General features: G+C 63.6%; 17 protein-coding genes. 10 read left to right on the top strand and 7 right to left on the bottom strand.

Annotation, left to right across the window (positions count from 1 at the left end):
* Positions 1 to 114 precede the first annotated feature (114 nt).
* The 7 genes from zorA (at position 115) to IBJ06_RS01670 (ending at position 13,121) form a co-directional block, all read left to right on the top strand.
* The gene (zorA, locus tag IBJ06_RS01700) at positions 115 to 2,085 is read left to right on the top strand and encodes an anti-phage ZorAB system protein ZorA (protein ID WP_292156790.1); all 1,971 of its coding nucleotides are present in this window, start codon (positions 115 to 117) and stop codon (positions 2,083 to 2,085) included.
* Positions 2,082 to 2,837, top strand: a complete 756-nt coding sequence (locus IBJ06_RS01695) for an OmpA family protein (protein WP_292156789.1) — start codon at positions 2,082 to 2,084, stop codon at positions 2,835 to 2,837. The genes zorA and IBJ06_RS01695 overlap by 4 nt, the downstream gene beginning before the upstream one ends.
* Positions 2,834 to 4,258, top strand: a complete 1,425-nt coding sequence (locus tag IBJ06_RS01690; RefSeq protein WP_292156788.1) for an EH signature domain-containing protein — start codon at positions 2,834 to 2,836, stop codon at positions 4,256 to 4,258. Before IBJ06_RS01695 ends, IBJ06_RS01690 begins: the two co-directional genes overlap by 4 nt.
* The gene (locus IBJ06_RS01685; protein WP_292156787.1) at positions 4,251 to 7,904 is read left to right on the top strand and encodes a DEAD/DEAH box helicase; all 3,654 of its coding nucleotides are present in this window, start codon (positions 4,251 to 4,253) and stop codon (positions 7,902 to 7,904) included. The genes IBJ06_RS01690 and IBJ06_RS01685 overlap by 8 nt, the downstream gene beginning before the upstream one ends.
* 471 nt (positions 7,905 to 8,375) lie before the next feature.
* On the top strand, positions 8,376 to 9,137 hold the full coding sequence (locus tag IBJ06_RS01680) for a hypothetical protein (RefSeq protein ID WP_292156786.1): 762 nt from the start codon (positions 8,376 to 8,378) through the stop codon (positions 9,135 to 9,137).
* Positions 9,130 to 12,264 (top strand): DEAD/DEAH box helicase, encoded by a 3,135-nt coding sequence (locus IBJ06_RS01675; RefSeq protein ID WP_292156785.1) that lies wholly within the window; start codon positions 9,130 to 9,132, stop codon positions 12,262 to 12,264. Before IBJ06_RS01680 ends, IBJ06_RS01675 begins: the two co-directional genes overlap by 8 nt.
* Before the next feature lie 326 nt (positions 12,265 to 12,590).
* Positions 12,591 to 13,121 (top strand): hypothetical protein, encoded by a 531-nt coding sequence (locus IBJ06_RS01670; RefSeq protein WP_292156784.1) that lies wholly within the window; start codon positions 12,591 to 12,593, stop codon positions 13,119 to 13,121.
* Positions 13,122 to 13,129: 8 nt separating this feature from the next.
* Here the strand turns inward: IBJ06_RS01670 and IBJ06_RS01665 are convergent, their stop codons facing one another.
* The 4 genes from IBJ06_RS01665 to IBJ06_RS01650 all read right to left on the bottom strand — a co-directional run bounded on the left by IBJ06_RS01665 (position 13,130) and on the right by IBJ06_RS01650 (position 16,128).
* Positions 13,130 to 13,630: a hypothetical protein gene (locus IBJ06_RS01665; RefSeq protein ID WP_292156783.1), complete on the bottom strand. Its 501-nt coding sequence runs from the start codon at positions 13,628 to 13,630 to the stop codon at positions 13,130 to 13,132.
* A complete protein-coding gene (locus IBJ06_RS01660) occupies positions 13,627 to 14,097 on the bottom strand; it encodes a hypothetical protein (protein WP_292156782.1) in 471 nt (156 codons plus the stop codon). The genes IBJ06_RS01665 and IBJ06_RS01660 overlap by 4 nt, the downstream gene beginning before the upstream one ends.
* A 517-nt stretch (positions 14,098 to 14,614) precedes the next feature.
* Positions 14,615 to 14,818 (bottom strand): DUF2892 domain-containing protein, encoded by a 204-nt coding sequence (locus IBJ06_RS01655; RefSeq protein WP_292156781.1) that lies wholly within the window; start codon positions 14,816 to 14,818, stop codon positions 14,615 to 14,617.
* On the bottom strand, positions 14,815 to 16,128 hold the full coding sequence (locus IBJ06_RS01650; RefSeq protein WP_292156780.1) for an FAD/NAD(P)-binding oxidoreductase: 1,314 nt from the start codon (positions 16,126 to 16,128) through the stop codon (positions 14,815 to 14,817). Before IBJ06_RS01650 ends, IBJ06_RS01655 begins: the two co-directional genes overlap by 4 nt.
* Before the next feature lie 166 nt (positions 16,129 to 16,294).
* Here IBJ06_RS01650 and IBJ06_RS01645 point away from each other — a divergent pair, with 166 nt between their 5' ends.
* The 3 genes from IBJ06_RS01645 to IBJ06_RS01635 are packed head-to-tail and all read left to right on the top strand — an operon-like array spanning position 16,295 to position 20,888.
* The gene (locus tag IBJ06_RS01645; RefSeq protein WP_292156779.1) at positions 16,295 to 17,320 is read left to right on the top strand and encodes an efflux RND transporter periplasmic adaptor subunit; all 1,026 of its coding nucleotides are present in this window, start codon (positions 16,295 to 16,297) and stop codon (positions 17,318 to 17,320) included.
* Positions 17,317 to 20,547, top strand: coding sequence for an efflux RND transporter permease subunit (locus IBJ06_RS01640; protein ID WP_292156778.1), 3,231 nt, complete (start codon positions 17,317 to 17,319; stop codon positions 20,545 to 20,547). The genes IBJ06_RS01645 and IBJ06_RS01640 overlap by 4 nt, the downstream gene beginning before the upstream one ends.
* Positions 20,544 to 20,888 (top strand): metalloregulator ArsR/SmtB family transcription factor, encoded by a 345-nt coding sequence (locus IBJ06_RS01635; RefSeq protein ID WP_292156777.1) that lies wholly within the window; start codon positions 20,544 to 20,546, stop codon positions 20,886 to 20,888. Before IBJ06_RS01640 ends, IBJ06_RS01635 begins: the two co-directional genes overlap by 4 nt.
* A gap of 758 nt (positions 20,889 to 21,646) precedes the next feature.
* On the opposite strand, the gene cydX is transcribed toward IBJ06_RS01635, so the two are convergent.
* The 3 genes from cydX to IBJ06_RS01620 are packed head-to-tail and all read right to left on the bottom strand — an operon-like array spanning position 21,647 to position 24,542.
* A complete protein-coding gene (gene cydX / locus IBJ06_RS01630) occupies positions 21,647 to 21,778 on the bottom strand; it encodes a cytochrome bd-I oxidase subunit CydX (protein WP_292156776.1) in 132 nt (43 codons plus the stop codon).
* 17 nt (positions 21,779 to 21,795) lie between these two features.
* Positions 21,796 to 22,944 (bottom strand): cytochrome d ubiquinol oxidase subunit II, encoded by a 1,149-nt coding sequence (gene cydB, locus IBJ06_RS01625; RefSeq protein WP_292156775.1) that lies wholly within the window; start codon positions 22,942 to 22,944, stop codon positions 21,796 to 21,798.
* Between the two features lie 23 nt (positions 22,945 to 22,967).
* The gene (locus IBJ06_RS01620) at positions 22,968 to 24,542 is read right to left on the bottom strand and encodes a cytochrome ubiquinol oxidase subunit I (protein WP_292157265.1); all 1,575 of its coding nucleotides are present in this window, start codon (positions 24,540 to 24,542) and stop codon (positions 22,968 to 22,970) included.
* Between the last annotated feature and the right edge of the window lie 96 nt (positions 24,543 to 24,638).

Below are 24,638 nucleotides of genomic sequence, written 5' to 3'. Positions count from 1 at the left end.
CAACCGGGACGGCTACGCCAGGTGCTCCGCGCGGCGTTCGTTTGCAGCTTGGGTTGCCCCTCTTTTCGCAACGCTATTTGATGAAGAGTGCGCGCGTAGTCGTGGGGGGAAGTAGTGGAAGACGCATTGAACGGGGCCCTTCACAAGGTCCTGTGGTTCCTGAGCCTGGCCTATGTGCACGAGTGGTTCGTGCCGTTCGTGCTGCTGCCGATCATGCTGGGCATGGCCGGCTTCCTTCACTGGCGAGCGCGGAAGGAGATTGCCCCTTATCTTGCGGCGGCGCGCGCGCGTGTCGAGGCCCTGAAATCAGCGCTGGGCGACACCGGGGATCCACTTAGCGAGCGCCAAGCATTCGCCGCCAATTTCGTCGATCTGTCCGCAGTCATGGGTCGGCAGGAGCCGGGCGCCCATGCCCTCGTCCAGGCCTGGCGCGAGTTCCAGGAGACTTTCGTCGACGAAAACGCCGACCCGATCCGCAACACAGGTCGCCCCAGCGTCTTCTTCGGCCGGGTGGCGCCCCGGCTGGCCTATCTGACGTTCGCTTCGAACGTCTTCGTCGGGATCGGCCTGATCCTCACGTTCATTGGTTTGATCGTCGCCCTTGGCCAAGCCGCGCAAGGCATGTCCGGCGATGATGTTGGCGCCGCCAAGGGCGCGCTGGCCGGCCTCCTAACGGTCGCGGGCGCCAAATTCTTCACCTCGGTCGCGGGGCTGATCGCCTCGATCTGGCTCAGGTTCGTCGAGCACGATCTGAGTAAGAAATCGCGCGGCCTGACCGAACAGATCAGCAGCCTGCTGGAACGAGGCCTGCTGTATGTGCCGCCCCAGCGCCTTGCCGCCGAACAGCTCGAGGTCATGAAGGAGCAGCGGGACCAGCTGAAAACCTTCAACACCGACTTCGCCATGCAGCTCGGGGACCGGATCGGCGCGCAATTCCAGCAAGCTCTTGCGCCCATGACTTCCTCCATCTCGCAGATGGTCGACAGCATGAGCGAGGTGACAGCCGGCATTGGCGACGGCGCCCGGAAGGCGATCGAAGAGGTGAGCGGCGATCAGCTCCGCGGCCTCAGCGAGGTGCTTGCGACCCTCGGCTTGAAGATCGAGGCGATCAGCACGGCCGTCGGAAGCTCCGGCGATGAAGCGGCCCGTCAGATCCGCGACGCCGGGTCTGACTTCGCCAAGGCCGCTGCCGACATTCGCGAGGCGTTCGACCGCCTGGCGGCGCAGGTGGATGGGATGGGCGCCAACCTGCAGGCTCAAGGGGAAGCGGCCGCCAAGGCGCAGGCTGATGTCCTGCAACGAACGCTCGAGGAACTGGCGACAGCTCAAGCCCGATCTGCCGAGGCGATCGACAGCGCCGTGGAAAGCCTGAAGACCGCGGGACTTGAAGCGGCTTCGACGATGCAGTCCGAGGTCCAGGCGGTGCTCGCGACCGGAGTGGCGGAGGGTCAACGCGCGTTCGCCAGCGCGATCGAGGAGTCTGGCGGTGAGCTCAGGGCCACGGTGCTGGGCCTCGCCAAGGCGGTCGGCGATGCCGCCGGTTCAGTGGACCGAGCGTCGGAAGGTTTCGTCCGTAGCGGAGATCAGGCCGTCCGATCGGCCGAGGCCCTGTCCGGCGTGACCGGCCAAGCCGGAACTCTGGTGTCCAGGATCGCTGAGGCGGGGCAAGGCTTCAACACCGTGGCGGCGCCGATCGTGCGAGCGGCGCAGGCGATGGACGAGGCGGTCTCCAAGATCCAGTCCGCCATCCAGGCTGGACGCGCCGCAGACGCCCAGGCGCTCGAGCAGATGCAGGAGCTCGCGGTGCAGATGAAGGGGACCTACGAAGCGGCCGAGGAGGCCTGGGACAACTACCGCAGCCGGTTCGCGGAGGTCGACAAGGCGCTGGCGCAAGCCGCAGAGCGGATGTCTTCGACGCTGGGCGACAGCCTGACCCAGTTCTCCTCCTTCGCGACGAAGACCGACAGCGCCTTGGCGGACGCCGTGAGCAAACTCTCCAACGCGCTGGCGCCCATCGAGGACTATGCCGAAGCGTTGGGCGACTACGTCGAGCAGCAGGCGAAGGTCCAAGAGGCTGCTGAATGATCCTCGACGACGCGCACGAGTCCGAAGTCGACGAAGAGAACTACTTCGTCTCGATGACTGACATGATGGTCGGGCTCGTGTTCATCTTCATCATCATGCTCATGTATTTTGCTCTGCAATTTCAGGATATCACAGACCAGATGACGGGGGCCGACCGTCAACGGGCCGAGATCCTCCGTGAGCTCCAGGAAACGCTACGGGAGAAGGGCGTCGAGGTCACGATCGATACCCAGAACGGCATCCTCCGACTGCCCGACGCAATCCTGTTCGACAGTGGGCGAGCGGAACTCAAGGCGGACGGCCTGATCGCCGTTGGTCACCTCGCAGATGCGCTTTCGGAGGTGTTGCCTTGCTACACCGATACGCGGGAGAGCGTTCAGGCGCGGCCGTCGACCTGCCCCGACACGGCCTACCGGATCGAGTCCGTCTACATCGAAGGGCACACAGACGTCGATGCTCTGTCGGGCGGCGGATTGATCCGGGACAACCTCGACCTGTCCGCTATCCGTGCGACCAACACCTTCCGTGCGCTGATTGATCACCAGCCGGCAATCGCCGCGCGGTGCTCGATGAAAGGTGATGACTGCGCTGCGGTCCTCAGTGTGAGCGGCTATGGCTCTGAACGACCGGTCGCCGCCGGAGACGACGAGGCGGCAAAACGTAGCAACCGCCGCATCGATCTTCGTCTGATCATGGTTGCGCCGGACTCGACCGCCGCAATCCAGGCGGTTTCTCAAGAGCTGAACCGATGACGGGGCTCGCGGCTATCCTGGCGCAGCCGGACGCGCTGTCGCGGCGGCTTAAAGTGGGGTCAATTGAGCCTATTGCCCTGAACAGGACGGTCGCGACCCTGCCCGGCATCGGAGGGACGGCGATGGATGCCGAGCAGACAGGAGCCCTTCAACGCCGCGTTCATGAGGCTGTTGAGCGGGGAGAGGTCGAGGCTCTCAAGAGGCGCGATCTGCGGGAGGCCTGCAAGGTTTTCCTCCACGACCCCCAACCCCTCATCGACAATGTTCAAACGACAGATGCGATCTTTGAGCGGGTCGGGGCAAAGGGTCAGCGATCCGCCCTTTTTGCGCTGGTCGCGGCGTACATCGACGGCTTCCGCGAGGGCGAGGCGTTCAAGCTATTCGCGGAACGGATTCGGCAGCTGCTCAGGCGTTGGAAAGGGCGATCCGTCGAGCCTTGGGTCGGGCTTGATCGATCAGTCGGTCTTTTCGACCCCCAGAAGGCCCCCACCACGATCGCTGATGCTGTTCTTGGGTCCGATAGGCCTCCGCTTGAGATCTTGAGCAGGCTCGGCCTGGACACGACTATCCGACAGCGAGGCGGCTTGGCCGAGGCCGCCTTCGTGGAGGCGACGAGAAAGGTGGCCGGAAAGCGCGGCCTCGCCTCGATTCCACTGCAGGAGCGGATCATCGAGTGGGTGAGGGACGCTGACGGGAGGATCATATTCGCCCGCGCCTTTCCCCACGCGGTGTCCGCACTCCTTCTGCCTTGGGCGAACGATGATCCGCCCAAGGAGCATCGCGGTCGGCTAATCGAGGTCTTGCAGGCGCTCGGCGGCGGCGATCCGCGAACCAAGCCAGCGGCGTGGCGCCCCGTCCGGGAGCAAGCCCCGGACGCCTATGCTGTCCTGATGCGCTGGTTGACGCGGGCGTCAGTGTTTCAGTTCTTCGACATCGTGGATCGAAGCCTGGCTCACGATCCAGCAGGCAGGAAGATGTGGAGCTACCGGCGCCGTTTCTGGACCGCCTATCTTCTCGGAGAAGAAGGAGCTCCAGAGATCGAAGAAGCGTGGGTCGCGTTCGGCAGCGATGGCGCCCGGCTGGCAAGACAAGCCGCTAGGGAGAACAGCGAGGCGGGCCTCACCGCGTTCGGTCACCAGGAAGACAAGGGTTCAACCCACGCGGCGTTGATCATGCGCATTGGCGACTTGCTAATTGTCGACTGGAGTCACAACGCCAAATGCAACTTCTGGCGAAAAGGCGAGCGAGGGCGTCCGGAGCTATACCGTAGTCGCTATCAGAAAGGGGAGCTCTACAGCGCCCCGGAGCAGCAATCCCACCCCTCGCCCTCTACCTACAGCTGGCAGAAGACGTTCGCTGCAATAATCGAAGGGCGACACTTCTGGAGCGAGCGTGTGAGCTGGAGGCCCAAACGTGTCTAAGCTCTGGAAGGGCCGGAAAGAGCGCGAAGCGCGCTTCTTGTGCCGGGTCGATGGTGAGGTGTTGATCCTCGAGCTGGTGGAGCGCGACAAGGCGATCGCCTTCGATGATTGGCCGACCAAGGCGCCTCAAGCCGCTGCCGCTCTGACCGAACTACGATCCAATTCAGAGGCGGAGGGCGAGCCCGAGATTGTCGTGGACCGAGCCGGTCTTAGGATCAGTGCGGCAGCGCTTGCCCGTATCGACGCTTCCATCTCTGCAGCTCTAGATCTTCCGCCGCCAACTCGACTGGCGCTCGACCTCTCCCCGAAAGGTGGGATCCAGGATAAAGATTTCGTGGTCGCGGCGCGTTGGGTTCGCCCCGGCGGCGCTGCCGAACGAGTGGAGGTCCGAGGGGCTGTACTGAGGACCGCGAACGGCCTCCAACGCATTCCTGAACCTCTTTTCTCCATCTATAGAGCCGCTCTCAGACTCGGCAGTCCAATCGCGGATGACGCCGAGCGTTATCAAGCCATTGCAGAGCTCAAGGCGCGGTGGCCTGAGGATCCCGACCTGGCGGTAAGCGCCGACGCCTACTTGCAGGATCTGCGAATTCACTACGCCTCGGGGGTATCGCTGAAACTGACTCAGCTGACTCCAACCACGACCACTTTTGATCCGGTCCTGTTTGGTTCGAGATCAATCGCGGACGCTGAAACCGCGGACGAGCCTCTAGATGAAGACCTGGACAGTTTGCTGCCGGAGCCGGCGCAGCGAATCTTCGCCAAAACCCGGTTCTACGCCAGCGATGGCGCCAGATCGGCGTATGTGCTGCGCAAAGGAGAGTACGTCTACGTCGACCCTGCAGTCCGTCCGATCCTTGCGGAAATTCGCAGACTCCAAGGCTCGCCGGAATCCGAACGGCGCGATTTCGTGCTCAACCCCACCGGAATTTTGCGAGAACGATTAGGCGCGTCAATAGCCGATCAGCTCGGTCTGGAGCGCTTGTTCGTACAGACGGAGCAGTTCTCCGAGCGAGTCGCCGGCGTGGACGTTTGGCGCAAGCCGGTCCTGCCGTGGCTGACACCGCTCGGCAAGAACCAGTGGATCCCCGAGCGCTTCGGCCTACGAGTTGGCGACGACTATTTCGTAGTCCCGATTGATCAGACCCAACTCTTGATCAGTCGGGTGGAGGCTGCACACGCCGCCGAAGCCAAGACCGTCGATGTGAGCGATCTGCTGGTTGCAGCAGATGAAAATGTGGCTCCTCCACGGTCACTGCCGGTCAATGACCAGATGTTGGCTGCAGTCCAAAGCCTGCAGCCGTTTGCCATCGGAGGCGAGCCGGGCGATCCAGAGGTCGGGGCCGACGCGCTGCAGGGATGGGATGGGGCGACGCAGGGGAAGCTCTTCCTGGTTGTTCGCGACAACTTCGAAGAAGTTGAATACGCCACCCCCACACTTGGCGACTCTGGCCCGGCCGAACCCACCGCATTCGCGGAGCCGAAGGGCCTCCGCAGCCGCCTAAAGCCCCACCAGGTTGAAGGTCTGGAATGGCTTGCGAGAAGCGCCTCGATTGGACGCCCCGGCGCACTCCTCGCCGATGACATGGGCCTCGGAAAGACGCTCCAGGCTATCGCGTTTATGGCGTGGATGCAGAGCGAAGCCGCGGCCGGACGGCGGCCTGCCGAGCCTCTTCTCATAGTCGCGCCGACCGGCCTGCTGGGAAACTGGCAGAGTGAAATCCGAAAGCACTTGGAAGACCCCGGGCTGGGCCCCATCGCGCGGGCCTTTGGCGGAGACCTGAAGAGGCTTCGCGAGGAATCCGGACTTGCTGGCAGAGACATCGACACGGGGCGCGCCGCGCTCGATAGTGGGGCGTGGCGGCAAGCCGGTGTCGTACTGACCACCTACGAGACCCTACGAGACTATCACTTCAGCTTCGCCCGCACCCGCTTCGCGATCATTGTCTATGACGAGATCCAGAAGTTGAAGAACCCAGCGAGTCAGATGACCCGCGCCGCCAAGACGCTGAACGCCGCGTTCGTACTGGGGATGACCGGAACCCCCGTCGAGAATCGGCTTCAAGACCTGTGGTCGCTGATGGACGTTGTTGCACCCGGTCTACTTGGATCTAGTCGTGATTTCGAAAAGCGGTACCCGCCGGAGAACAGGGCGGGGCTTGCGGAACTCAAGTCACTGCTCATGGACGGAGACGCTGAGAAGCCAGCGTTCATGCTGCGACGCCTGAAATCCGAGGCGCTCGAAGGCCTGCCAAAGAAAACCGTGGTTCCGTACCCTGTCGAAATGCCGGCGGTTCAAGCCCAAGCATATAAGGATGTCGTGGTCAGGGCCGCTGCGGCTTCAGCGTCTGGCACGCTGGGGAAGGGAGGGATGCTGACCTTTCTCGCCGCGATGCGAGGGACGTCCTTGCATCCTCGTGGTCCCCAGGAGCCGGTTGGGGACTTGGCTGCCTTCGCATCCGAGTCGGCGCGGATTCAAAGCACCTTCCAGGTGCTTGATGAGGCGAGGCGCAAGAACGAAAAAGTGCTCGTTTTCGTGGAAGACCTCGCCATGCAGGACCGCTTCGCGGAGCTGGTTCAGGCCCGATATGGACTTCCCCGTCGCCCAATGCGGATTAATGGCGGCGTTCCGGGACCTGCCCGACAAAAGATGGTCGAGCAGTTCCAGTCCGAGCCGGATCAGTTCGATGTCATGGTCCTGTCCCCCAAGGCGGGCGGTGTTGGCCTGACGATCACGGCAGCCAACCACGTGGTGCATCTCTCGAGATGGTGGAATCCAGCCGTTGAGGATCAGGCGACCGACCGGGTCTTCCGGATCGGTCAAACCAAGGACGTGTTCATACACATCCCGCTGGCGGTCCATCCCGACCCGGCGCTTAACAAGTCCAGCTTCGATCTCCGCCTGGACGCCCTCATGGAGCGGAAGCGGGCGCTCACCCGAGACCTGTTCCTTCCCCCCGAAGCGAACGACGCCGATCTCACCCGCCTGTTCGACGACGTCTCACTCACGAGCGAACCTGATGCTCCTGAGCCTCTCGAAGAGAGCAAGACTGCCACGTCCTCTCACCAGGCTGGCTTACCGGCAGCGGCGAGCCGTAGGGCTGAACCCCCGGTCGTCACGGCGCCCCGGCCAACTCTCAGTCTGCCGAAAGCCATCGAGCGGACGGGTGCCCGTGTCTGGCTTCGCGCGCCGTACGAGCCAAGACCCACGCCGGAGATCTTGTCCCTATTCGAAGGCAAGCTGATCAGAAGAGCGACGATCAGCGATCCCTATGCTTTGGTGAACTCCTCGGCGAGGGATGCACAGATCAGGTTCGTTTCCGATTTGGCTGAAGTAGCGACAGTGAAATCGATCGTGGTGGAGTACGCGCCCGAAGCGGGCGACGACCCTGACGATTCCGCCGCTCGGCGTGACATCGGCGCTCGTTTCGCCGCCAGCGCGGCTGCACGCAAAGGAGCGACCTTTTCACCAGTGCGGCGACCAAGGAGGAACCGGGCGGACGATTTCCACGACCGGCAGGTCACCCTGGAGATCGAACACGCCGGAGGGGCTGTGAGATCGCACACGCTGTTGATCGGGCGGGGGCTGACGGCGCTGTACGAAGATCGGTGGCAGTGTTCTGTGAGCTACGCCCCCCCCTCATGATCGCGTGGCTTTCGCCCGCTTTTGACTCAAAGCGGACGTGCCGAATGTCCGTGGTATGTGCCGGTACTGGAACCACATTCTACAAGGTCTGCCGGCTGAACACCTAAGCGGGCGCGTCGCCCCGCGCAAGCACCCCGGTGTGGACGACCTCAGGTTTGGCCGAACTTGAACCAGCAGACCTAGGGTGCGTCGTAAAGCCGTTCGCCGGAGCGGTAGGTAGCGGCAGTGATCGCCGATCGCCGCGTCGCACAACCGGGGCGCGCCGCGCACCCACTCGGCAGTCGATTGACTCGCGGAGCTTCAGTTTGAGCTGACGCATCCGGAAGTTGTCACGGCCCAGCTTCGACGATAGCCTTCTTGAAAAACTCGGCTAGCGCGCAGGTCGAGGGGGAAACTATGCCGAGCGCCCAACCAGCGCTGACGATATCGCGTGCCGATATCGATCAACATTGCATCGGCGAGGAGTGGCAGATGATCGATTTCGATCATCTCGCGTATCTTGTCGCTGTCATCGCGTTAGGCCAAGCGGCGCACGTCGCCAATATCCTTGCTGGCATCTCGTCTGGCGGCGTGAACCTCGGCCTCGATGAGATCAAAGACCAGGCGAGGCGTATCCTCACGGTCGGCCACGGCACCACGCTTTATGGCCGTGATGGGTTCGTTTTTGAATGCATCTCGTGGGTCGCGGCTTGTCAGAACATCGAGGCTGACGAATACCTTCGCGATCCGCACATCAAGTCTACGACCCAAGGCTTAGACGGCCTGCTGATCAAGGTGTCGGGCGGCGAGATCGCTCGCGCGACAATCTTTGAGGACAAGTGCTCGGAAGATCCTCGACGCATATTCCGTGATGACGTCATGCCAGCGTTCAAGAAGTATCATAATCGGGAGCGTTCTTCCGAACTTGTCGCTGGTGCCTCCGAGCTTCTCAAGCAGGCCGGGTTACAGCCGGGAAGCGTTCCAGCAGCAGCACAGAAAATCGTGCGCCATGACAAACGGCGCTACCGTGCCAGCCTTCCCGTGGGGTCGGCAATCTCGTGCGCCGCGACCAGAGCAGCTTTGTTCAAGGGCTATGACGAGCTCGAGGGGATCAATCAGGACCAACGTCTAGGCGCTGTGTTCAAGCTGCCCGATGATGACGTCCGAACGTGGATAGCTGCACTCGCAGCCGCTGCGCTCGCTCATGTTGAGGCGCAAGACGATCTGGAGATGCTGGGGCACGAGGATGTTTGACCCCGACACAGCCGCTCTCATTCGATCGGCACCCGACCTTCCGGCACAGCCGGCAGACCGTTTACCCATCCGACTTACCAAGGCCTATGCACAGCTCGTTGCTGCCCGTTTGAATCGGGGCGTCGATCAAACCGGACCGAAGACCGAGCTAGCCGAGATCGCTGACACCTATGAGCTGATAGCCGTCCTCAGCGGGGCGGCCGACGAACGCCGCGCCGCTGCGTTCGTGGCGGGCACGGCGAACCAGCTGTTGTCGAAGGGGACTGGTGTTGCAGGTACCGAAGGTCTTCTTACGCGCGACCAGGTCCATCCTGCGATATCGGCTTCCTTGTTGTTCTTGGCTGCCGAGCAATATCCGGATGCCAACGAAGCCGCCAGTGCTCTCCCGTCACGCGTGGAGGGAGAAGATTTTCAGATCAGCCTCTTGGCTGAAAGTCTGAGAGCGCTTGGGAAGGGTAACTTGGAAGATGTCCTGACACGGGCTGGCCGCCGAGCTGACCTCAACCGCCGCCGTGTTCGGGGTGATGGAACGGCTATCCTTTACGGTGCTCTTCTAGATGGCGTCGAACTTCTTGCCGCAGAACTCCTCGGGCGTCGCCACCCAGCTTCCGATACCATTGCGTTTGAGCAATCAGGCGATGCATTTGGGAAAGTAGTTGATCTCTCGTCCTACACACAGGATTTCCCTCTCGCCGAGAGCCAACTCGTCACCACTTACCCTGGGCCAAGGCACCTTGGCCTCCTATTGCGAGCGGCAGGAGAGACGCTGGCGTCGGCATCGATCCAGCGGCTGACTCCACCCAATGGAACTGATGCGGAGTTCTGGGCGCGTTGGCTAAATCATCGCGCTCAATCCAAGCCGCTGATGTGGCCAAATCACCGGACCGCCCTTGAAGCCCGCTTCCATGAAACGGGCATATCGGCGCTGATGACGTTGCCGACCGGGGCCGGCAAAACGACCGTGGCTGAATTCAAAATCGCCGGCGTGCTCGGACGGGGCAAATCCGTGATTTTCCTAGTCCCAACGCACGCCCTAGCCGATCAGCTACGCGACGATCTTGAGGAGGCCTTTCCAAGCGACGTGATTGGTGGATCGGTCTCGACCGACTTTGACCTGCTCCTCAGCGACTTTCTCCCGCTGGCTCGCATTGAGGTCATGACGCCCGAAATGTGCCTCGCGCGTCTAACGATGGCGCCGGAAGCCTTCGACGACGTTGGGCTTTTGGTCTTTGACGAGTGCCACATGTTATCGCCGCAGGCTGGCTCAGTGCGCCGTGCCATCGACGGGATGCTCTGCGTTCTCGGCTTTCAAAAGCAGGTACCTGCTGCAGACCTACTTTTCCTCTCCGCAATGGTGAAGGACGGAGCGGACTTCATCCGCTGGATAGCCGCAATCACAGGCCGAGACTGCTTACTTGTTAATCCGATCTGGAAGCCCAGCAGGCAAGCTCGTGGCGTGCTCCTGTATGATAGACTATCCCTCAGGAGCATTCGCGGTGCGGCGGATCGGGCTCGACTGACTGCCGGCACGGCGGGCGTGGGCAAGGCGACTAAAGCCGAACTGCACGCAAGGCCCTACGCGCTCTTCGGGCTTCAGCATAACTGGAACATTGGGGCCAACACCGACATAGCTCTCACTGAGCTGCTGAGCGACGACGTCCAACTCGCTGGCAAGGTCGGTGAAGACGGAAGAGTGTTTGTAACGTCTAATACGGGCGTCGTGTCATCAGCTGTGGCCGCCGCCGCAGCAGCGAATGGCCTGAAGACCATCGTCTTCGTTAACACCGCGCAGCAAACGCTGACCAACGCCGAGCGGATCGCAGAGCGGTTGTCCGCAGTCGAAACCAAAACGGACTTTGAAAGCGAACTCTGGGCCGCCATCCAAGACGAAATGGGTCCGGGAGCGACATCTCTGGTGCCAGGGTGGTCACCCGCGCTTCCCCATTGCGCCGACCTCTTGCCCGCTGAGCGTCGGTTCGTCGAGACGCTGTACCGACGGGAAAATGGCGCGTCGGTGATTGTCGCGACGACCACACTTTCACAGGGCATGAATCTACCGGCGGAGTTTGCAATCATTGCCGGCGACAAGCGCGCCGAGTTGGGCGGACGGGAAAGTCTGAAAGCGCACGAGCTACTTAATGCGGCAGGGCGAGCCGGTCGCGCTGGACACCTTGCTAATGGGGTGGTGCTGTTGGTGCCGGAGGGCCTCCTAGCGTTTGCCAACGGGGAGCCCGAGTTCGCTGCGAAGAGCAAGCTCAAGTCGATTCTGCCTGAAAGCGATCGTTGCATCGAGCTCGACGATCCGATCGGCTTTGTCTTGGACAAGATGCAGGAAGCAGCCGAGCTGCCTGAGATCGACTACTTGATAAATCGCCTTCATGGGAATGAGGATGGCATGTCCCGTGTCCAGGATGTTGGGGCGCGATCCCTTGGCGCATTCCTCGCGCGACAGCAGGGCGCGGAAGCTGAGTTTGCTGACAAACTGACCAGTTTGGAGGCTGAAATCGCGGCTTCCGAGATCGAAACTTACGAGCCCTTTGTGCTCAACGCTGCCGCGCGATCAGGCCTGCGCCCACCGATATTGCAGTCACTTATGGCCCGCCTGCGGGCGACACCCGAACTTCCCGCCGACGTTGCTACCTGGATCACCTGGACGACGGACTGGTTTCAGGCGGAACCAGAGAACATGGACATCCTCGGTAACTCGAAATTAGCGTTGCGTCAGACCTTGGGGCTGGCCAAGGATGGCCAAGTTCCTGGAGAGCTCCCACGCCTGAGGGATGCTCTGATTGCATGGACGAACGGCTTGCCATTGGCGCAAATCGAGACGGTCCTCGGGGGCTCGCTAGCAAAGAAGTCGCATTGCCCGAGGGCACGAGAAATCGCGACAGAGATTGCGCCTCGCGGCTTCTCCTTCGCCTTGGGCCTTATCGCGCAAGCAGCTAGCTTAGTGCTAGCTGAAAGAGGTCAAGATCCCGATGACGCGCCAACGCTTACGTTTCTCGCAACCGCTGTCCGTCGTGGGGTCAACTCACAGGACCTAGTGACGTTCGCGACAGAGCGGAAAGGACTACACACCAGGCGGCTGATTCATACGCAGTTCGCTGAGAGCCAAATTTCCCTTTAACTGAGGGCGGAAACAGACCCACAGGGGCAATAACTTAGCCGGCAAGGTATCGCGCAACGCCAAGTTCCGCCAGCGCGGCCATGGATAACCGTGCTTCTCGCTGCAGCCGAGCTGCGGTCGGTAGCCAGTCACGGGCTATAGCCCCGGCGAGCATCTGATTGTGATTTCAGCTAGCCCATCTTGGCTGCAAATAACGAAAGGTAATGTCCGCTTTTCGCCGACCCGCTAGGGTCCCCTCCTGGCGCTAAGCGGCCTCCAGACGGGCGGGCGTTAATGATGAACGGCTCTTGCAGTGACGCTCCTTGTCCACAGAGGAGTGTCCCAAGTTGGGAGAATACGAATACTGCCGCAAGGGCATCACCATGCGCGGCATTCGTCGCGCCTTCCGCGACGAGATGGAGCGCAACGCAGACCTGGTGAAGGTCATCACCAAGGCCGGTGGCGTCACCCGCGTCAGTGAAATCGGTGAAATCGCCATGAAGAACCAGGGGGAAGACCTGCGACTAACCTGCGTCTCCCGCAGCAAGCCCATCACGATCTGGGTCGATGTTCAAATCGACAAGACGTTTGGCAAGCCGGGCTTCAAGAGAACCGGCAAGCTGCCGGCGGTCGAGGTCGCTCATAAAGGAGCTACTCGAACGATCACCGTCGCGCCCGAGAAGTGGTTTCGCCACACCGGGAACGCACGCTATGCGCAGAACATGGTGACCTTCGAGTCGCTCCTGAAACTCGCCTCGGAGGATTTCTACCTCGCCCTGCTCGACGGCATCGAGCGTGCGGAAGAGACCTTTGAGGAGATGCTGCGGCCCAGGATGGACCTGCCGCACTGGGTGATCCTGCGCTTGAAAGGGTTCTAAGGCCGCTCTCAGGTGACCCGCCGGATGGCGAGCTCGCCTCGCGCGCCCAACAGGAAGCGTCGGATGTGTCCAATGTGCGGTTCCGGCACCTCGGCCCCTTCGACAGCGTGCAGGGCGAGGGCGGAGAGGATGGCCGCCCGGTCCGCAACCTTCGGCAGGCAGACCACCTCCAGGATCAGGCCTGCGGTCCGGCCGCCATCGCCGAACTGATCCCAGTCCTCTACTTCCTCTGGGAAAGAAAAAGAGCCCGACAGGAACTCGCCGACCCCATCCCGTACTCGTCCGCTCATGAGGATGTAGTCGACTAATTCAACGGCGTTTACCGCAGCCTCGGATGGCGGAATAGACCCGATCATCAGCGCGATGAACTGCTCGGCCGCGTAGTATCTGATCATCAGGTCGTTATGGGCGGACAGGCGGTAAACGGCGGCGAAGAAGTCCGGCCGCGGCAGGAAGGCCCCGACGTCCTCGGGCGGCCAAATTCCCTCATCGAACCTCGAACCACTCACGACCGCGTCCTCGGAGTCGGCGGCTTGGCCACGGTCAGCATGAAGGCCGGCAGGTAGACCCGCGAACTCGGCTGACGCTCATAGCGGACGCCGCGGAGGGCGCCGGACCAGAGCAGTTCTCCTTCCGACACCGCGCTGAAGATGGCGATGTGGGTGGCGAGCAGGGGCTGGGAAGCCTCGAAGGTCACCGGATGGGGGACGGCCATACGGGTCAATCCGGCCGGGGCCAGGCCGACCGTCTGCCTCAGATAGCCGGCGGCGACTACTTCCTCATACCCGTGCCCGTCCGGATCAGCGCCGCGGCTCAGCAGACCGGCGAATAGCGAAGCCGGGACTTCCGCGCCCACGCGCAGGCTGATCGCCATGCTGAGGTCGGCGTGAAGCGAACCGGCGAGGTATTGGAGATGGCCGTGCGGGTGCCGACGAACTGCGATCCCGGCGCTGGACTTGAAACGGGGGCGAAGCATCAGTGACCCTCGCTGTGCGTGTGCGTGACGGTGCTCATGAGCGCTCCTATGTAGCCCGACCGCTGCGCGATCGACCTCAAGCAGGCGCGACCGCGCCTAGTGTGGAATTGAAGGGAAGGCGAGCCGAGCTCAGCGTCGCCGCGGGGGAGGGGAGCGCCACCCGACTAGTTATTACCTAGCACGTCCCTGCCATCAGGTCAAGAATTGAATTTTAGGTTGACTTGATATGGGCGAACTCAACTGCTAATTAACAGCCGTCTGCACGCTGATCCGAGCTAAAGTGTTAACAGGCGGCATGCTCGATTGAGCGATAACTCAAAACTCGGAATTCTGTACTGCCCATGAAACACCCGTAAAACGTGGGCGGGGTGCCTGATTTCCTTGAGTTTCCGGCCTGTGGATAATTTCAAATCGTTGAAATCATTGAAGATGTTCGCGTTGACATCGTAGGGGTCACAGGTTCAATCCCTGTCGCGTCCACCATTCCTTCCAGTGCTGACCTCGACGAAGGCCGCGCCTAGCGGAAGGCCGCACCTTTCCGGACGCCGAGACGGCGGAAGATCATGGCGGCAGGGCAGAACCCTGTGACCGAAGCCTGGATCAGGTTCGCGCCGACGAACGCGGTCAGCCAGACCCAGCCGGGATGAACCCAGTAGGTCAGGGCGAGGCTGATCAGCACGATGCATCCGGCGAACAACATGACGATCTTGTCGAGGTTCACGGCAGGGTCTCCGGAGTTGAGGCGGGGGTGCTGACACGACGCACCTTGTGGGCGCCGATCAGATCGAGGGCCAGCTTCTCATAGAGGGGCTCGGCCTGGCCCTTACGGACCTTGCGCAGGAAGTAGCCTTCGAAGGCGATCTTGGCGGCATGTACCCAGCGGCCGCTGGCGGACCAGTTGATGTTGCGCGGCGGAATCTGGGGCTGGGCCATGAAGGCCACGCCGCCGTCGCCGAAATCGGCCAGGCAGATGGCGTTCCAGCTGGCTTCGAAGGACGGCGCCTCGCCCTTGAGGATCTGCTTCAGATTGGCCGAGATGGCCGAAACCATGCTCTCGATCATGAAGCCGGTCTTGGGGACCCCGACCGGCACGGGCGTCGGACCGGTCGGCGGAATGGCGATGCAGACGCCCAGGGCGAAGATGTCGGGCCATGTCGGGTTGCGCTGATGCTTGTCGACGAGGATGAAGCCGCGCGGATTGGTCAGACCCTCGACCCCGCGCACCGCCTCGACCCCGCGGAAGGCCGGCAGCATCATGGACCAGGTGAAGGGCAGATCGTGGACGGTTTTGACCGTCCCGTCATCGTTGACTTCCTCGACGTGCATCAGGCCGGCATCGACGCCGGTCACCCGGGCGTTGGTGATCCATTTGATGTGGCGCTGGCGCATCTCGCTTTCCAGCAGGCCCTTGGTATCGCCGACACCGTCCAGCCCCAGGTGGCCAATGTAAGGTTCCGAGGTGACGAAGGTCATCGGCACCTTGTCGCGCAGCTTGCGACGCCGCAGTTCGGTGTCGAGGATCATAGCGAACTCATAGGCGGGCCCGAAGCAGGAGGCCCCCTGGACGGCCCCGACCACGATGGGCCCGGGGTTTTCGAGGAACCGGTCAAAGGCCCCGGCGGCCTCGACCGCGTGATCGACGTGGCAGATGGAGACGGTATGGCCGTCGGGGCCGAGGCCCGGTATCTCGTCGAAGGCCAGCTCGGGACCGGTGGCAATGACCAGATAGTCATAGACAATCACCCGGCCGTCGGTCAGGTCCACGACCTTGTCGGCTGGGCGGATACCGCTGGCGCCGACGTTGATGAACTCGACGCCCTTGCGCTTCATTACCTCCGGCAAACTGACCTCGATGGCCTCGCGCTTTCGCCAATTGACCGCCACCCAGGGGTTGGAGGGTGTGAAATGGAAGATGTCCCCCTTTGACACCATGACGATCCGCGCCTGGGCGCCCAGGGTGCGACGGATGTCATAGGCGGCTATGGCGCCGCCCAGGCCTGCACCGAGAATGACAATGGTGGGCCGGGTCATGACGGGTCTCCCATTCGATGTCTCCGATATTCCAGTGTGCGGGCCCCGACGAACCGGACCTTGATCTCCATCAACGCCAGGCTGTTGCGCCAGGACGATCATCACCGGGCTTGCGCTAGCATTAGCATTATCTAATATTAGGTCAAGCTAACATAAAGGCCTGAAGATGAAATCCAACGCCGCTCTTGCTGCTGTCATCGCCGGTTCCCTGATGATAGGCAGCCTTACGGCTTGCGGAGCAGAGCCGGATCCGGCGGCCCCGGAACCGGCCCCGGGCGAACGCCTGACCCTGGGCGAGACGTGGATCGCGGACCTGAAGCCGACCTCGGCGGAGATCACCTCGCGCGATCTCGGAGAGGCGCGGGCGCGGATCCCGGGCACCCTGATCCAGATGACGGTGCGCGAGGGCGACATTGTCCGTCAGGGTCAGGTTATCGGCGTGGTCGCCGATGACCGGGTAGACCTGCAGACCGCCGCATTCGACGCCCAGGTGTCGGCGGCCGAAGCCGAGGCCGACCGGGCCCGGGCCCAGCTGGCCCGGGTTCAGACCCTGTTTGATCGCGGATTCTATGCCCAGGCCGCCCTGGACCAAGCAAAGGCGGCGGCCCGGGCCGCCGACGCCCAGGCCCGGGCCGCCCGTGCCCAGCGCGCCGCCAGCGCCGAGACCGGCGCGCAGGGCCGCATCCTTGCCCCGACGTCCGGCCGCGTCCTGAGCGCGGATGTGCCGGCGGGCTCGGTGGTTGCCGCCGGCCAGTCCATCGCAACCGTGACCGCCGGCCCCCTTGTCCTGCGTATGGAGTTGCCGGAGGTCCAGGGCCGCAATCTGAGGGTCGGCCAGACTGTGGGCCTGTCCGGCGACGGCCTTCCCGCCAATGGCACCATCGTCCAGGTCTATCCGGCGGCCAGCGGCGGCCGGATCACCGCCGACATCGCCGTCGAGGGTCTGGCGAGTGACCGGGTGGGCCAGCGCGTCACCGTGCTGGCCCCGGTCGGCGAGCGAAAGGCCCTGGTCCTGCCGCGCCGCTTCGTATCCACACGCTATGGTATCGACTTCGTCCGCACCGTTGATGCCGCCGGACGGGTGTCGGATGCGCCGGTCCAGCTGGGCGGCCCGGTCGACGGCGACCGGGTCGAGGTCCTGTCAGGCCTGAAGGCCGGAGATGTGGTGCTGAGCCCGGAGCCCGTCCGATGAACCTCGGCATTTCCGGTCGCCTGACGCGCGCCACGCTCCACTCGCCGCTGACGCCCCTGATGCTGCTGGCGGCCATCGCCGTCGGCCTGATGGCCCTGCTGTCGATCCCGCGGGAGGAGGAGCCCCAGATCAGCGTGCCCATGGTCGATATCATGGTCGCCGCGCCGGGGCTCAGCGTGGCTGACGCCACAGAACTGGCGGCCAAGCCGCTGGAAGCCATCGTGCGCAGCATCGATGGGGTGGAGCACGTCTATACGCAGGTCGAGGACGACCGGGTGATGGTCACCGCCCGCTTCGAGGTCGGATCCGATCCCGACGATGCGGCAGTTCGTGTCCATGAAAAGGTGCGCGCCAACTACGGCGCCATCCCCGTCGGCGTGTCCGAGCCGCAGATCGTCACCCGTGGCATCAACGATGTGCCCGCCGTGGTCCTGACCCTGACGCCGCGCGCCGACACGGCAGGCCGATGGACCGACCAGGCGCTGTATGACGTGGCCACGCGTCTGCGCACCGAGATCGGCAAGGTCGAGGATGTCGGCCTGACCTTCATTGTCGGCGGACGGCCGTCCGAAATCCGGGTCGAACCGGACCCCGCCCGTATGGCCGCCCGCGGCGTTGCCCTGTCCGCGATCCTTGAAACCATCGGTCAGGCGCACCGCAGTTTCCCGGCGGGCTCTGTCCGCGACGGGGGCCAGGCGGTGCCCCTGCGCTCGGGGAACCGGATGAGCTCGCCCGAAGACGCGGCGATGCTCACGGTCAGTTCTGCGACGGGCGAGCCCGTCTATCTGCGGGACGTGGCGACGATCGTTCAGGGGCCGCGTGAAGATCAGGCCCGCGCTGCCCACTACACCCGTGCCGACGGCGGCTGGAGCCGGACCCCCGCCGTCAGCCTGGCGGTCGCCAAGCGTCAGGGCGCCAATGCCGTGGTTGTCTCCCATGCGGTGCTGGCACGGGTCGAGGCGCTGGAGGGCACCCTGATCCCGGAGGGTCTGGAGGTCGTGGTCACGCGTGACTATGGCGAGACGGCCAATGAAAAGGCCAACGAGCTTCTGATGCACCTCGGGCTGGCGACAGTCTCCATCGTCGTCCTGATCGGCTTTGCGATAGGCTGGCGCGAGGCGGCCGTGACGGCGGTGGTCATTCCCACGACCATTCTGCTGACGCTCTTTGCCTCCAACCTGATGGGATACACCATCAACCGGGTCAGCCTGTTCGCCTTGATCTTCTCGATCGGCATCCTCGTCGACGATGCCATTGTGATGATCGAAAATATCGCCCGACACTGGGCCATGAACGATGGTCGAAGCCGGGCGCAGGCGACGGTGGAGGCCGTGGCCGAGGTCGGCAATCCGACCGTGGTCGCCACCCTGACCGTGGTCGCCGCCCTGCTGCCCATGCTGTTCGTCTCGGGCCTGATGGGCCCCTATATGGCGCCGATCCCGGTCAATGCCTCGGCGGCCATGGTGTTCTCGTTCTTTGTCGCCGTGGTCATCGCGCCCTGGCTGATGATCCGCCTGGCGCGCAAGACCCTGGCCGGCGGCCATGGTCACGAGCAGGGCGAGGGCCTGCCGGGCCGCCTGTATCGCAGAGTGGCGACGCCGGTGATCCGCAGCCGTCGCAGTGCCTGGACCTTTCTGATCGTGGTGGGTCTCGCCACCTTGCTGGCCATGTCGATGTTCGGCTTCAGGGCAGTGCCGGTGAAGCTGCTGCCGTTCGACAACAAGTCCGAGCTGCAGGTCGTTCTGGACATGCCCGAGGGCACCAGTCTGGAGACCACGGAACGGACCCTGGCCGCCGCCGCAGCCGTAACCCAGACCCTGCCCGAAGTGGTGTCGATGGAAAGCTACGCCGGGACCGCGACCCCGTTCAATTTCAACGGCCTGGTGCGCCACTACTTCCTGCGGGACCGACCGGAGCAGGGCGATCTCGCGGTCCTGCTGGCGCCCAAGCATGACCGCCATCGCAGCAGCCACCTTGTGGCGCTGGACCTGCGCCGCCGCCTGGCGGACCTGCCGCTGCCGACCGGCGCATCGATCAAGGTCGTGGAAGCTCCGCCCGGCCCGCCAGTGCTCGCCACCCTGCTGGCCGAGGTCTATGGCCCCGACGCCGCCACGCGCCGGGCCGTCGCCGCCGAACTGGAGACCCTGTTCCGGGCCGAGCCGTCGGTGGTCGATGTGGACAACTCGTATGGGGAGCGCCGCCCGGTGCTGAGGCTGGTGCCGGACCGGGAGAAGATCGAGCGCTTCGGATTGTCCGAGCGCGAGGTCCATGACTCCGTTGCCGCCCTCATGGGCGGGCGGATCTTGGGCTATGCCGCGCGCGACGACGAACGCACACCCGTTGAGATCGCCGTGCGGCTGCCGCAGTCGGCCCGGGCGTGGACCGAACAGCTGGCCGTGATGCCCGTGGCCAGGACCACGGTCGACGGCACGCATCGGCTCGTCGAACTGGGCGAGGTCGTGGATGCGCGCCAGGAACTGGCCAGCTGGCCCGTTTATCGCCGCGACGGCCGGGCGGCCGAAATGGTCACGGCCGAGCTGGCGGGTCAGTTCGAGGCCCCGATCTATGGCATTCTCGCCATCGGAGCGGCCATTGATGCGCACGACTGGGGTGACCTGCCCCGGCCCGAGGTCCGACTCAACGGCCAGCCGACGGACGAGACGGTTCCGACCGTGCTGTGGGACGGCGAGTGGGAGATCACCTGGGTGACCTTCCGCGACATGGGCGCGGCCTTTGGCGTGGCCCTGCTGGGGATCTATGTGCTGGTCGTCGCCCAGTTCAAGGATTTCCGCATTCCGCTGGTGATCCTGACGCCCATCCCCCTGACCCTGATAGGGATCGTCATCGGCCATATGCTGTTCGGCGCGCCGTTCACCGCCACTTCGATGATCGGCTTCATCGCCCTGGCGGGGATCATTGTGCGAAACTCGATCCTGCTGGTCGACTTCATTCGCCATGCCCGAACGCCCGGCCGCCCCCTGCGGGAGGTCTTGCTGGAGGCCGGTGCCATCCGCTTCAAGCCCATCCTGCTGACGGCGCTGGCGGCCATGATCGGGGCAGCCGTGATCCTGTTCGACCCGATCTTCCAGGGCTTGGCCATTTCGCTGCTGTTCGGCCTGATTTCCTCGACCCTTCTGACGGTTCTGGTGATCCCGGCGATCTATATTACGTTGAGGGATGACGGTCGGCCGGTCGGCGCGCCACCCCCTGCGGAAGAAACGCCATGACAGATGCCCTCCCCTCGCCCGACGCGGCCGCCCTGGCCGAGCTCGAGGCCAGCGCCGCCCCGGCGGCCCGACTGATGCGGCTGTTCGCCAATGAGCAGCGATTGATGCTGATGTGCCGCCTCAGCGAGGGGGAGTGCGCCGTCGGAGACCTCGCCGCCTATGTCGGCCTGTCGCAGTCGGCCTGTTCGCAGCACCTCGCGCGTCTGCGCGACGCCGGCGTCATCGCCCCACGGCGCGAGGCCCAGACCATCTATTATGCCATCACGGACCCGACCGCCGCCCGGGTCATCGCCCTGCTGTGCGACCTCTATGGCCGCAAGTCGAAGAGCCCGACCTCGTGAGCTGAGGGGTTAGGGGGGTGGCGTCGGGCGCTGACCGCCCTTCAGGCTATCGCTGGCTTGCCCCCGCAGCCGCGCTGACATCGTGGCCAGGAGGGAGGACGGTGCATGAAGGTTTCTCATTGGCTGGCTGTCGGCGTTCTGGTGATCGCTTTTGGGCCGAAAGAATGGGGCGAGCGTCGTCTTGACCATCCCGCGGCCGCCCGATGTCGATCTGGAATTAATCGCTGATGCGGCGCCATGACCTGGACCCCATCACGATCACCGCCGCGCTAATCGACGATGTCGTTCCCGTAGCGCTTCAGATCGTTGAGTGGCTCATCATCATAACGGCCATCCGTTGGGCCGCCGGTGCATCCGAGAGTTCTTGGCTCAACTGGCTTGCCACAGCGTTGACCCTAATGGCGACGCTATATGTGGCCCGGAAGATGACCCAAGCGATGCCCGCACACTGGCTGCTTGGCTCAGCACACGATGACAGTCTTAGAGCTCATTTCGTTAACTCGATCCTCATCGTGTCGACCGCGTTGCTTCTATTCGGCGCGCCAGGACTAGTCACGCAATCGATTGCGGACTTGGGGGTGTTGAATGCGCCTCCAAGCCATCCTCATTAAGTTCCCGAAAAGAATCTGATCGCAGCCGAAGGGTAGGTCACAGGCTCAAGCACTATCGCGCCTGCCATTTCTTTCCAGACTGCGCACAATCGCAAAACCCACCCGGGTGACCAAGCGGGTTTGCCGTCGTTGAAGTCGCGTGAGCGCCTACGCGTCGGGATCCGGCACGGACTCGCCGGTGTCGCCTTCGTCGAAGAGGTTGAACTCGTGCCAGAGGCCGTTGAGGACGCCGAACAGGACGGCGAGGCCGAGGCCGAGGATCCAGGCAAAATACCACATGGCTCAGGTCTTTCCGGTCAGTAGAGGTCGGGGTTGGTCTTGAGGGCGGCGGTGGTCGAGCGGCCCCACAGCACCTTGTAGACCCAGGCGGTGTACAGAAGGATCAGCGGCAGGAAGATGATCGTCACCACCAGCATGATGAACAGCGTCAGGTGGCTGGAGGAGGCGTTCCAGACCGTCAGGCTGGACGTCGGATCAATCGAGCTGGGCAGGATGAAGGGGAACATCGACAGGCCTACGGTGGAGATGATGCCGACCGCGCCGGCCGAGGAGCCGATGAAGGCCAGGGGCTCGGACCTGCGCCACAGACCGAGGAGCGCGGCCGCAGTACCGAGGAAGCCCAGCGCCGGGGCGATCATCATCCAGGGCCAGGTCGCATAGTTGTCCATCCACGCGCCCCCGGCGGCCTCGACCGTGGCGCGCAGCGGGTTGGAGACGCCATTGGGGTCGACCACCCCGACGATGCGGAAGCCAAGGTCACCGAAGGCCACCCAGGCGCCGCCTGCGGCGAACAGCACCAGGCTGAGCAGGCCCGCGACCGTGCCGATGGCAAAGGCCCGCTTCTGCACCGGGCCGCGCTCGGACTTGAGGCCCAGCCAGGTAGCCCCGTGCAGGACCAGCATGGTCACCGACAGGAGGCCGCACAGCAGGGCGAAGGGGGTGAACAGGCCCAGCAGGCTGCCCTCGTAGAAGGACCGCAGGTCGCTATCGAGGCGGAAGGGAGCGCCGATCAGCACATTGCCGACGGCCACGCCGAACACCAGGGCGGGCACGAAGCCGCCGATGAACAGGCACCAGTCCCAGAAGCTGCGCCAGCGGGGCGAGGGCCGCTTGGAGCGGTATTTGAAGGCCACGGGCCTGAGGATCAGGGCCGACAGCACCAGGAACATGGCGAGGTAGAAGCCCGAGAAGCTGACGGCATAAACAAACGGCCAGGCAGCGAAGATGGCGCCGCCGCCCAGGATGAACCACACCTGGTTGCCCTCCCAGGTGGCACCGATGGTGTTGATCACCATGCGGCGTTCCTCGTCGGTCTTTGCGACGAAGGGCAGCAGGGCACCGACGCCCAGGTCAAAGCCGTCGGTCAGGGCAAAGGCGATCAAGAGCACGCCCAGCAGGCCCCACCAGATGACACGGAGGGTGGCGAAATCGAAAGGCAGTTCCATGACGGATCTCCGGGTCTGGCGGGTCAGGCGGTGGCGGGTTCGGCTTCGCCCGAGGGCGATCCGGGTTCGGAGCCGGCTTCGTCATGTCCGGCGAAGGGCCCCTTCTTGATGGTGCGCAGGATCAGGCCGACCTCGACCACGGCCAGGGCGCCATACAGGACGGTGAAACCGATGATGGTGCCCCACAGCTGCGGCACGGTCAGGCTGGAGGCCCCGAGGAAGGTCGGCAGAACCCCTTCGACGGCCCAGGGCTGGCGGCCGACCTCGGCCACGATCCAGCCCAGCTCGGCGGCGATCCACGGCAGGGGAATGGCCAGCACGGCGAGGCGCAGGAACCACCGGGTCTCATGCCTGCGCAGGGTGCACAGGAGGAAGGCCGTGGCGAACAGGGCGATCATCAGGAAGCCGATGCCCGCCATGATGCGGAACGACCAGAACATGACCGGCACATTGGGCACCGTGGCCCAGGCGGCGGCACGAATCTGCTCGGCGGTGGCGTCGCGTGGATCCTGGACAAAGCGGCGCAGCATCAGACCATAGCCCAGGTCGTTGCGGTGCAGTTCAAAGGCACCCCGGGCGGCGACGTCCTGTGGGTCGGCCTTGATCTTCTCGAGGGCGTCATAGGCCAGCATGCCGGATTCAATGCGCGTCTCGGCCACGGCCACGAGCGGCAGGATGCCCTCGACCTGACCGTCCAGACTGCGGGTCGAGATCAGGCCCAGCACCCAGGGGATCTTGATCTCATAGTCGGTGCGGTGGTTGGCCATGTTCGGCAGGCCGACGGCCGTCAGGCCGGCAGGGGCCGGTTCGGTCTCCCACATGGCCTCGATGGCGGCCAGTTTCATTTTCTGGTTGTCGGTGAGGGCATAGCCGCTCTCATCGCCCAGCACGACGACCGACAGGGAGGACGCCAGACCAAAGGCGGCGGCGACCGTCATCGACCGCTTGGCAAAGCCCTTGTGACGTCCCTTGAGCAGGTAGAAGGCGGAGACGCCCAGCACGAACACGGCCGCGATCACATAGCCGGCCGAGACGGTGTGCACGAACTTGGCCTGGGCCACCGGATTGAACAGGACGGCGGCGAAATCGGTGACCTCCATCCGCATGGTGTCGGGGTTGAAGGTCGATCCGACCGGGTTCTGCATCCAGCCGTTGGCGATCAGGATCCACAGGGCCGACAGATTGGTGCCCAGCGCCACAAGGAAGGTGACGAACAGGTGGGTGACGGGCTTGAGCTTGTCCCAGCCGAAGAACATCAGACCCACGAAGGTGGCCTCGAGGAAGAAGGCCATCAGCCCCTCGATCGCCAGCGGGGCCCCGAAGATATCGCCGACATAATGGCTGTAGTAGCTCCAGTTCATGCCGAACTGGAACTCCATGGTGATGCCGGTCGCCACGCCCAGCACGAAGTTGATGCCGAACAGCGTGCCCCAGAATTTGGTGATGGTCCGCCAGATGGGCCGCCGGGTCATCACATAGATGGACTCCATGATGACCAGCATGAAGCTGAGCCCCAGGGTCAGGGGCACAAACAGGAAGTGGTAGAGGGCCGTCAGCGCGAACTGAAGGCGGGACAGGTCAACGACCGCCAGATCGATCATGGAATCGAACACTCCCTTGGGGCATGGCCGGATCGGCCGGATATGTCGCTGCCGTAAGACAGGGGAAGGTACCGCGCCTTGATCTGCATCAAG

Origin of the sequence: Brevundimonas sp. (assembly GCF_016742135.1) — a bacterium.
Classification (GTDB): Bacteria; Pseudomonadota; Alphaproteobacteria; order Caulobacterales; family Caulobacteraceae; genus Brevundimonas.
The sequence above is the reverse complement of the archived record's forward strand: the minus strand, read 5'-3'. Positions and strand labels throughout refer to the sequence as shown.